General features: G+C 42.5%; 8 protein-coding genes. All 8 read right to left on the reverse strand.

Annotated features, from left to right (window positions below; all coding sequences use genetic code 11):
- Positions 1-648: acyl-CoA thioesterase/BAAT N-terminal domain-containing protein (locus tag ACLOR3_RS08660; RefSeq protein WP_412037148.1), on the reverse strand; the 648-nt coding region annotated here is incomplete at its 3' end.
- A 56-nt stretch (positions 649-704) separates the two neighbouring features.
- Positions 705-1,160 (reverse strand): MarR family winged helix-turn-helix transcriptional regulator, encoded by a 456-nt coding sequence (locus ACLOR3_RS08665; protein ID WP_120701307.1) that lies wholly within the window; start codon positions 1,158-1,160, stop codon positions 705-707.
- A 98-nt stretch (positions 1,161-1,258) separates the two neighbouring features.
- Entirely contained in the window at positions 1,259-3,760 is a 2,502-nt protein-coding gene (gene leuS, locus ACLOR3_RS08670) for a leucine--tRNA ligase (protein ID WP_195324305.1), read from the reverse strand.
- A 284-nt stretch (positions 3,761-4,044) separates the two neighbouring features.
- On the reverse strand, positions 4,045-6,027 hold the full coding sequence (locus ACLOR3_RS08675; RefSeq protein WP_120701309.1) for a peptide ABC transporter substrate-binding protein: 1,983 nt from the start codon (positions 6,025-6,027) through the stop codon (positions 4,045-4,047).
- Positions 6,028-6,373: 346 nt separating this feature from the next.
- Positions 6,374-7,048, reverse strand: a complete 675-nt coding sequence (locus tag ACLOR3_RS08680) for a CPBP family intramembrane glutamic endopeptidase (protein WP_411400780.1) — start codon at positions 7,046-7,048, stop codon at positions 6,374-6,376.
- 94 nt (positions 7,049-7,142) lie between these two features.
- On the reverse strand, positions 7,143-7,283 hold the full coding sequence (locus ACLOR3_RS08685; protein ID WP_411400778.1) for a bacteriocin: 141 nt from the start codon (positions 7,281-7,283) through the stop codon (positions 7,143-7,145).
- A 208-nt stretch (positions 7,284-7,491) separates the two neighbouring features.
- A complete protein-coding gene (locus ACLOR3_RS08690; protein ID WP_061564682.1) occupies positions 7,492-8,583 on the reverse strand; it encodes a glycerol dehydrogenase in 1,092 nt (363 codons plus the stop codon).
- Positions 8,584-8,597: 14 nt separating this feature from the next.
- The coding region (locus ACLOR3_RS08695; protein WP_412037149.1) for a fructose-6-phosphate aldolase at positions 8,598-8,975 on the reverse strand (378 nt) is incomplete at its 5' end.

The raw sequence follows: 8,975 nt of genomic DNA on the forward strand, positions 1-8,975 counted from the left end.
TAAAGGAATACGTTCCAAATGTTTTGGCAACCCCTCTAAACCAAAGTAGGCAACTGCTAGGCAAATATAACCTCTAGAAGATAGAAGCTGAGCTATATTCTGTGCCTTTTCAATCCTTCCTTCACTACCGCTCACAATAATCAATGCTGGTGCTTTTATTGCCTTTTTATCATAAAATAGTCTCCCTTGAAAATGTTTCCTGTAAATATCTTGATGACTAATTTGCGAACTCATGTAATGTCTTGTGAAAGTTCTCTCTGCGACGACAGTATTACCTTGTATAATTTTGATTTCCACAAAAAAGTGATCTAATAAGGGAATTTTAGAAAGAGAGTTTGGAAGTTTCTTTTTCCTATTGGTTAAGGGCTTGGCATTAAAGAATAACCCCATTGTTGCAATATCTTCATAAGAGCCAGAACAAGATGGAGTTTGTGAAATATCAATAATACCATTCTTATCTGATACAAAAGTCGCTGTTGATTTCCATAAAACATTATGAGCTAAAAGCATAGGAGCATTGATACAATAATAATCAGATAAATACATTTCGACTCGATAGGTTTCACTTGGTTTTAAGCCATCGATGACAATATTAAAAGATTCGTCTGCTAAATCAGACTCTGAGATCAGTTCAATTTGTATATTCATATCTTCCTCTTTTTGTTAATATAATTAACAATATAGTTTTAAAATTACCGTGATTTTTACCACGGCAATTCTTGCCATACCTGTTCAACATCATCCATCAGTTTAATAACCATTTGAAGATCCTCCTCACTATAGTTTCTTAAAACTGAAAAAATGGCCTTTTCAATATGTTCTTGCTGCTCTTTATGGATATTAAAAACTTCAACACCTTTTTTGGATAATATCAGATATTTATTTTTTTCATTATCCGGTGCAAATTCAAAAGTAACGAGGTCTTTCTTGGTTAAACGTCTAACACTCTGAGTAATGGCACTCCTAGATACTTCAAGTAACTCAGATAATTTCACTAGATTCACAGGCTGATTGCGACCTATTAGATCGATCAAATGGACTTCATTAATAGTGATTGATTTATCAATACTGTTCCTATGCTGAGCTTTTTTCAACTGTTCAAAAGCTAAAGCAAAGCTGTTAAAACGATTATTAAACTTATACAGTTCTTTCTTATTCATAGCGCCTCTCTTTTGTTAATGATATTAACAAAAATACTATTTATTGTCAAGCTGAGCCTAAAAAATCCTCCAGAGCTGAACTCTGAAGGATTCATTTTTTATTTCACAACAATGTTGACAAGCTTGTTCGGTACACTAATCAATTTTACGATTTCTTTGCCATCAATCTCTGCTTTGACTTTTTCGTCAGAGAGAGCAACTTCTTGCAATTCTTCGCGTGAAAGGTCTTTTGCAACCATGAGTTTAGCACGGACTTTACCTTTGATTTGAACGACGATTTCGATTTCGTCTTCAATCAATTTGCTTTCGTCCCATGTTGGCCAAGCCACGTAAGAGATAGACTCACCGGTTGCTGCGACTGTTTGCCAGAGTTCTTCTGCCAAGTGAGGCGCAAATGGGGCAATCAATTGGATAAAGCCTTTGGCGTAGTCTACATAGAGTTTGTCTTCCTTGTTGGCCGCATTGACAAAGACCATGAGTTGAGCAATGGCTGTGTTGAATTTCATCGACTCGATTTGCTCAGTGACAGCCTTAACAGTTTCGTTGTAAACCTTGTCTAGAGCGCCATTGTTTTCCGCAACGGTTTCTTTACTTGTGATCAAACGGTACACACGATCGAGGAATTTACGGCTTCCTTCCAATCCTTCTTCAGACCAAGCGATGGAAGCATCAAGTGGTCCCATGAACATTTCATAGACACGAAGGGTATCCGCACCGTATTGTTCCACCACATCGTCTGGATTGACAACGTTCTTGAGGGATTTAGACATCTTAGCTGGTGCTTGCTCCAACTCTTCCCCTGTTTCCACATGGAAGAAGGAACCGTCACGTTTTTCAACCTTGTCAGTTGCCACAAGAGCGCCACGGTGGTCACGGTAGCTTGTTCCCAAAATCATTCCTTGGTTAAAGAGTTTTTGGAATGGCTCTTTGGTTGGAACAACACCGATATCATAGAGGAATTTATGCCAGAAACGAGCGTAAAGCAAGTGGAGCACGGCGTGTTCTGCCCCACCCACGTAGATATCGACTGGCAACCATTGTTTGAGGAGATCCTCGTCAGCCAATTTCTCAGTGTTGTGTGGATCGATATAGCGGAGGTAGTACCAGCTTGAACCTGCCCATTGTGGCATCGTATTGGTCTCACGACGACCTTTGACACCATCCTCACGAGTCACTTCAAGCCAGTCTGTCAAGTTAGCCAATGGGCTTTCACCAGTACCTGAAGGGCGGATGTCCTTGGTTACTGGCAAGACAAGTGGGAGTTCACTTTCTGGAACAGCTGTTGAAGTTCCATCTTCCCAATGAATGATTGGGATTGGTTCACCCCAATAACGTTGACGGCTAAAGAGCCAGTCGCGGAGACGGTAAGTCACCTTCTCTTGACCAAAGCCTTTTTCTTCCAACCAAGCCACAATCTTGGCAATCGCTTCTTCTTTGTTGAGTCCGTTCAAGAAGTCAGAGTTGACGTGAAGGCCATCCTCTGTGTAAGCAGCTTCTGCTACGTTTCCACCTTCCAAGACTTCTACGATTGGAAGGCCGAATTGTTTAGCAAATTCCCAGTCACGTTGGTCATGAGCAGGTACAGCCATAACAGCACCAGTTCCATAGCTAGACAGAACGTAGTCGGCAATCCAGATTGGAATTTCCTTGCCATTGACAGGGTTTATGGCATAAGCACCAGTCCAAACCCCTGTTTTTTCCTTGGCAAGGTCTGTACGAGCCAAGTCTGACTTGAGGCTTGCTTGGTGTTTGTAGTCAGCTACAGCCTCTGCTTGTTCTGGACTTGTGATGGCATCTACTAACTCATGCTCAGGAGCTAAGACAGTGAAAGTCGCACCGAAAAGGGTATCTGGACGAGTCGTAAAGACGGTGAATTCCTTGTCTGTTCCTTTCACCTTGAAAGTGACATTGGCACCAGTTGATTTCCCAATCCAGTTGCGTTGCATGTCCTTGATAGACTCTGGCCAATCCAGGTCATCCAAGTCATTGAGCAAGCGTTCCGCATAGGCAGTGATTTTGAGCATCCATTGGCGCATTGGTTTGCGGACAACTGGATAGCCACCACGCTCAGAGGTTCCGTCAGGGAGGACTTCTTCGTTGGCGATAGCTGTTCCTAGTTCCTCAACCCAGTTTACTGGCACTTCCGCTTCATAGGCCAAGCCTTTTTCATAAAGCTTGGTGAAAATCCATTGCGTCCATTTGTAGTAGTTCGGATCCGTTGTGTTGACTTCACGGTCCCAGTCGTAAGAGAAGCCAAGGGCATTGATTTGGCGTTTGAAGTTGGCAATGTTTTCCGCTGTAAATTCCGCTGGGTCATTCCCTGTATCCATGGCGTATTGCTCTGCAGGCAAACCAAAAGCATCCCAGCCCATTGGGTGAAGGACGTTGTATCCTTGGGCACGTTTGAAACGGCTAAGGATATCTGTCGCTGTGTAGCCTTCTGGGTGCCCTACGTGAAGACCCGCTCCAGATGGGTAAGGAAACATGTCAAGCGCATAAAACTTAGGTTTTGAGGCGTCAGTTCCTGTCTTAAAGGTATGATGATCAGCCCAGTGTTTCTGCCACTTAGGCTCGATTTCTTTATGATTGTAAAAACTCATGCTGTCTCTCCAATTTTCGTGATGCTCCTATTATACCATTTTTAGGGGATTTTTAAAGGTTCTATCCACCAAAAAGAGGCTGGGACAAAAGTCCTAGCCTCTCAATCGTCTTTGGATTGTCGAGCAAGACGCAGTGGTTGAGTGGGCTCTACTACGCTGATTTCATCAGCTTTTACAGCCCTACTCAACTGTGCGGAGGCGGGACGACGAAATCGAATGCTAACCAATGACCGATTTCTGTCCCACTCTCTTCCCTGTTCAGTATACAATCACTCTTAAAGTTCCTAGTCTTCTACGTGACTTTCTAGTTCTTTTTGAGCTTTCTTATTGGATTCTTCTTTTTCTTTCTTCCATTGTTCACGCGCTTCATCGTACTCCTTGGTTGTCAAGACTTTGTCTTGCAATTCCAGATACTTGTAGTTGAAGGTTTGACCCTTGTGTCCTGTCCAAGCAAAGGCAGCTGTGTATGGAACTGTCTTTCGAACACCTGGAGATGCACCATCTGAGTGAATTGGAATCAAGAGGGCGCTATCTGTCAACCAAGCCTGAGCCTTGGCATATTTTGCATAGCGATCGTTGACATCTTTGGTTTCATTGTGCGCGTCTTCGATCAATTGATCGTATTCGTCAAAACCAGCTTCTTTAGCAGCTGCGTTATTAGTACCCGCATCAAATCCGAAGTAAGAATTTGCATTTTCACCATTCTTAGAGCTTGTGATATCTAGGTAAGAAGATGGATCCGTATAGTCTGGTCCCCAACCCAAGTTGTTGTTCAAATCCCAGTCTTGTTGGGAAGCATTTTCAGCAAAGTAGGTCACTCGATTAAGATCGTCCTCAGATACCATGTTCAAGTCGATGACGACATTTTCTGCTCCTAGGGTAGATTCAATCGACTGTTTAAAGGATTGAGCTTGCTTGACTCCTTCTGTATAGGTTGATGAAACAGGGAGGTCCAAATGAATCGGGAACTCTACCCCTTGGCCTTGAAGTGCTTCTTTAGCCTTGGCAAACTCTTCCTTGGCCTTGGTTGGATTGTAAAGGGTATCTTTTCCATCTTCGACAGAAACACCTTTCCATTCATCACCATATTCTTCTAAGTTTTTCTCTACAGACTCACCGAAATCTTTGCCATCAATTTGAACAAAGTTTGGAGGAGTGAAGGTGTTGCGGATGACCTTGTCTGCAGATGCTTCCCCATTGGCTTGCGCTACATAGGCCTTGCGGTTGAAGGCAAACATAATGGCTTGACGGAAGTCTTTATTCAAGATTGCTTTCTTGGTTGAGCTCTTTTGAGCATCTGTCGTCTTCGTCGTAATCTCATAAGCTTGACGGTCAATGTTGAAAGATAAGTTATAAGTAGAGGATCCTTGGTCACTGAAGACAATGTCATCTTTGTGTTTCTTCTCTACACTCTTATAGTTAGAGCCATTTGGGAAGACACGGGCAAAGGTATAGTCTCCGTTATCAAATCCACGGATCAAAGATTCTGAATCTTGTCCATCATAATAGGTCAGCTTAACCTTAGAAATTTTTACATTATCCGCATCCCAATAGGTTGGGTTCTTTTCAAGCGTCACAACAGATTTAGAGGTGATAGCTTTGATCAAATAAGGACCACAATAAAGAATACTAGAAGGGTTCGTACCTTGACCGTAGTCATCTCCCTTAGAATCTAAGAATTCTTTATTGACTGGCATCAAAATGCCCATGGTGGTTTTTGAATTCCAGAAACTTTCTGGTTGGTTCAAGGTGTATTGAACAGTATAGTCATCGACAGCTTTGATACCAACTGTTGAGAAGTCTTTGGTTTTCCCTGAGACATAATCATCCAACCCTTTGATAGATTGTTGGACGAGATAGAGGGCCGAAGATTTCTTGTCCGCTGCGTGCTGAAGCCCCGTTACAAAGTCTTGGGCCTTAACTTCTCCGAATTCTTCCCCTTCAGCGGTCACCCATTTAACCCCTTTACGAAGTTTATAGGTATAGGTCAGACCATCTTTTGAAACAGTCCAATCCTTAGCAAGAGATGGGATTAAGTTGCCATATTTGTCAACTTCTAACAAACCATCCACAGCATTACCTGTAAATTCTGAAGTCGACCGTTTATTAGAAAGTGAATAATCCAAAGTATCCGGATCTTGAGTATAGACATAACTAAAGACCTGGTTGTCCGAACTTGAAGATTTCCCTCCTTGTGAGCAGGCTACCAGTGCGCTTACAGACAAAAGCAGAGCGCCGGTGGCTAAGAGTAGCTTCCCTTTTTTCATATGGATCACCTCTGTATAAAATGTTATTCTTCATATTAAATTATAGCACTTTATGGAAAAATGTAAACGCTTAACTGTATAATATTTCAAAAGTTTAGGAAAATAGCGGTTTTGATTCCATACAAAAAGAGGCTGGGACAAAAGTCCTAGCCACTCAATTATTTTTGGATTGTCGAGCAAGACGCAGTGGTTGAGTGGGCTCTACTACGCTGATTTCATCAGCTTTTACAGCCCTACTCAACTGTGCGGAGGTGGGACGACGAAATCGAATTCTAATGAATTACCGATTTCTGACCCACTCTCTCTTTGATGATGGATAAAGCTCTCTGCCACTAGCTCCCCTTGCTTACATCCCACTGACCAGGAGGGATACGAGGGTAAGGAAGCTATTCCAAGAGGCATGCTGAAGGATGGTCCAGTAGATCGATTTGGTATAGCGCAGGACCGCACAAAATAGCAAGCCTGGTACTAAGTAAACGATAAAGCTTGGCAAATCCCAGCCATACTGCCAGACATGCGAGAGACTGAACAAGGAAGCAGACACCAGCATATCCAGCTTATACTTCTGATAAGGTGCCAAAGCCGTCATGACCAAATCACGAAAGACTAGTTCCTCCACAATAGGAGCCAGCAAGCAGGCATAGACATAACGTATCAACACCAAGGCCCAGCCTGACAAACCACTAGATACTTCTGCAAGGGCTATGGAATTCTTAGTGGGCGGAAATACCGTAGCAGAAAACATATCCCATAAAAAGTGAGCAAGAAAAACAAGCACAAAAACCGCCAAATAGGACGCTTTAAAGGTAAATTTCCCATACAAGTCCCAGCGACGACTCTTTACCAAGAGCATCACGGCTACTCCCCCAATCAATCCGATCAACAAGAGGAGCAAACTATAATAAGAAGCATCCGATAGATGGCTCACTAAATCCGTTGGAAGCCCCACGTTAAAAAGCGCAAAATTGATACAGAGAATCCCAAGTGTCGCCAGTTGAAACAATCTGTCTGTCTTACTCATTGCATTTACCCTTTCATTTAATCCTTTCTACCGAGTTCCAATCTGCCTTAAGATCTAACTCTCAGAACACTTCATCCTAGAACTCTATCATGTCTTAAATACGAGCGAGCGGTGGTCGCTTCACAAATCCAGGACGTCCAATCTCAATCTTATCAGACTGACCTGAGCTAAGACTTGGGCGAGAACCCCCACCTCCTACAATCTGTTCCAATTCTTTTTGACTACATTCTGTCATTTCGTTTCCTCCAATTTGTATTTGTAACGCTACCTCCTGAGTCTATCAAAGATTGGAACATTCTCCTTTTCATTCTTCTAAACGGTTGCATTTTTCAGCTATGTGGGAGGGAAAGCTATTCATTCAGAAGGATACACCTCCAAATTAAACGAAACGACCAATCATAAAAAACCATCGTCATCAGACGATGGTTTCTATATTTCTTTGATCAACCTAAGGAGTTGACATAAGCATCCACTGCTACAATGGCTTGAGCAATATCAGATGCTTGTACCTTGAATGGCATTTGATGGATGGTTTCTCCTTCAATGGTGGCTTGTTGGCCAACCTTGAGAAGATCTTCGTAGCTTGCATTTTCAAGATGCATTTCTTTCAGAGTCGTTGGCATACCGATTTGTTGATAGAAACGAATGTATTTGTTCAATTCTTCTTTTGGACGGTTTTCCAAGAACAATTGAACTAGCGTTCCGTAGGCTACTTTTTCACCGTGTGTCAAATGGTGGATGTCTCCAGTAAGGGCTGTAAAGCCATTATGGATGGCATGAGCTGCTGCCAAGCCACCACTTTCAAATCCAATCCCGCTGAGAAGGGTATTGGCTTCAATGATGTTTTCAAGAGCAGGCGTTACCACTTTGGCTTCACAAGCAGCCATGGCTTGAAGTCCGTCTGCAAATAAGATTTCTTCACAACGTTGCGCAATCGCGACACCAGCTAAAGTTTGGTGTTTGCCTAGCATGGTTTTTCCGTTAGCTTGCATCACTGCACGCGCTTCAACCCAAGTCGCTAATCCATCTGCGATACCAGAAGCGAGCAAACGTTTTGGTGCTTGAGAGATGACTTTGCTATCCACCAAGACCAATTCTGGGTTTTTAGAATAGAATATATAGCGAGCAAAAGCACCTTCATCCGTATAGATAACTGACAAGGCTGAAACCGGAGCATCTGTAGAGGCAATGGTCGGAGCAATGACAACTGGTGATTTTAGAAGATCGGCAATGGCTTTTGCACTATCGATGGTCTTTCCTCCACCAAGTCCGATGACTAAGTCACAGCCATTTTCTTCTGCCAGACTGACCACACGATTGATTTCATTATCAGAAGCTTCACCATTGAAGAATACTGGCAAGACTGTAAAGCCATACCGAAGGAGATACTTTTCAAAACGTTCCCCTACGATATCATAGACCACTGAATCACAGAGTAAAACAGGATGACTCCCCAGTTCTAAAATAGGTTTTGCATTTTCAAATAAAGCATTTTCCCCTTGAATGTAACGAGATGGGCTTGCAAAATTTCTCATACACTCCTCCTTTATCAAATTGTATTCTTATGATGAACGGCTGACCAATCTGCTTCGAAGTCATCTACTGCTTTTGCAATAGAAGGCATTCCAAAAGCTGCTTCAAATACATCTGCCCCTGCCGTAATTGCTTGTGTTCCTTCTTTAAATGCTCGATTAACTTGAGCCACATTTTTAAAGGAAGCTGCTAGAATTTTGCTTGATGAATGATCACGCTCTATGGCACTCGCTAACTGAGAAATAACCTGAGCTGAATCAATGTTTAAGTTTTCCATACGATTGTAATAAGGTGCTAAATAGTCGGCTCCTGCCTCAATCGCTAACAGCCCTTGAAAAACAGTATAGATTGCTGTTGCAGTAATTTTGTAACCCTCTGCTTTTAACACTTTAAT

The organism is Streptococcus intestinihominis, from assembly GCF_046824975.1.
GTDB lineage: Bacteria > Bacillota > Bacilli > Lactobacillales > Streptococcaceae > Streptococcus.

Bases quoted from the DNA above. Each gene is read 5' to 3' on its own strand.
- ACLOR3_RS08665 (WP_120701307.1), bottom strand. From the start codon at position 1,160: ATGAATAAGAAAGAACTGTATAAGTTTAATAATCGTTTTAACAGCTTT.
- leuS (WP_195324305.1), bottom strand. From the start codon at position 3,760: ATGAGTTTTTACAATCATAAAGAAATCGAGCCTAAGTGGCAGAAACAC.
- ACLOR3_RS08675 (WP_120701309.1), bottom strand. From the start codon at position 6,027: ATGAAAAAAGGGAAGCTACTCTTAGCCACCGGCGCTCTGCTTTTGTCT.
- ACLOR3_RS08680 (WP_411400780.1), bottom strand. From the start codon at position 7,048: ATGAGTAAGACAGACAGATTGTTTCAACTGGCGACACTTGGGATTCTC.
- ACLOR3_RS08685 (WP_411400778.1), bottom strand. From the start codon at position 7,283: ATGACAGAATGTAGTCAAAAAGAATTGGAACAGATTGTAGGAGGTGGG.
- ACLOR3_RS08690 (WP_061564682.1), bottom strand. From the start codon at position 8,583: ATGAGAAATTTTGCAAGCCCATCTCGTTACATTCAAGGGGAAAATGCT.